This window comes from Limosilactobacillus portuensis (assembly GCF_014838735.1).
Lineage (GTDB): Bacteria > Bacillota > Bacilli > Lactobacillales > Lactobacillaceae > Limosilactobacillus > Limosilactobacillus portuensis.
Genome location: NZ_JABUXQ010000064.1, coordinates 1 through 1,158 on the forward strand (window position 1 = coordinate 1; position 1,158 = coordinate 1,158).

Sequence of the window (1,158 nt, forward strand, 5' to 3'; positions counted from 1 at the left end):
GTGAAGTCGTAACAAGGTAGCCGTAGGAGAACCTGCGGCTGGATCACCTCCTTTCTAAGGAATAAAACGGAAACCTACACATTGTGGAAACTTTGTTTAGTTTTGAGAGGTTTACTCTCAAAACAAGATTATGACGCTTATTTGGGCCTATAGCTCAGCTGGTTTAGAGCGCACGCCTGATAAGCGTGAGGTCGATGGTTCAAGTCCATTTAGGCCCATATATGGGGAATTAGCTCAGCTGGGAGAGCACCTGCTTTGCAAGCAGGAGGTCATCGGTTCGATTCCGTTATTCTCCATTGCTAACCGTGAGGTTAACGAGCTTGCACTTTGAAAACTAAATAATATCAATTTTCTTTATTAATTAACAAAACAAACCGAGAACACCGCGTTATTTTGAGTTTTTTTAGAAATTAATCGCTAACTCAATTAATCGGATAATCACGAAGTGATTATCAAGGTTAAGTTATGAAGGGCGCATGGTGAATGCCTTGGTACTAGGAGCCGATGAAGGACGGGACTAACACCGATATGCTTCGGGGAGCGGTAAGTACGCTTTAATCCGGAGATTTCCGAATGGGGAAACCCAACCAACTTAGTCGTTGGTTGCTTGACTAGTGAATCTATAGCTAGCAAGCGGTAGACGCAGTGAACTGAAACATCTCAGTAGCTGCAGGAAGAGAAAGAAACATCGATTCCCTTAGTAGCGGCGAGCGAACGGGGAAGAGCCCAAACCAACGAGCTTGCTCGTTGGGGTTGTAGGACTGAACATTTGAGTTACCAAAGAGCGACGTAGTCGAAACAGTTGGGAAGCTGTGCCAGAGATGGTGAAAGCCCAGTAGACGAAACGGCACTCTCTCAGTTCAGGATCCTGAGTACGGCGGGACACGTGAAACCCCGTCGGAAGCAGCGAGGACCATCTCGCAAGGCTAAATACTCCCTAGTGACCGATAGTGAACCAGTACCGTGAGGGAAAGGTGAAAAGCACCCCGGAAGGGGAGTGAAATAGTTCCTGAAACCATGTGCCTACAAGCTGTCGGAGCCCATTAATGGGTGACGGCGTGCCTCTTGCAGAATGAACCGGCGAGTTACGATTGCATGCAAGGTTAAGGTGGAAAAACCGGAGCCGCAGCGAAAGCGAGTCTGAAATGGGCGTACGAA

2 tRNA genes and 2 rRNA genes are annotated in these 1,158 nt (G+C 47.6%); all 4 read left to right on the plus strand.

Features of this window, described 5'->3' with window-relative positions:
* A 16S ribosomal RNA gene (locus tag HUK49_RS10525) occupies nucleotides 1–54 on the plus strand; the annotation flags it as partial.
* Nucleotides 55–143: 89 nt separating this feature from the next.
* Nucleotides 144–218: transfer RNA gene (locus HUK49_RS10530), tRNA-Ile, on the plus strand.
* A 5-nt stretch (nucleotides 219–223) separates the two neighbouring features.
* Nucleotides 224–296: transfer RNA gene (locus HUK49_RS10535), tRNA-Ala, on the plus strand.
* 160 nt (nucleotides 297–456) lie between these two features.
* Nucleotides 457–1,158, plus strand: a 23S ribosomal RNA gene (locus HUK49_RS10540); the annotation flags it as partial.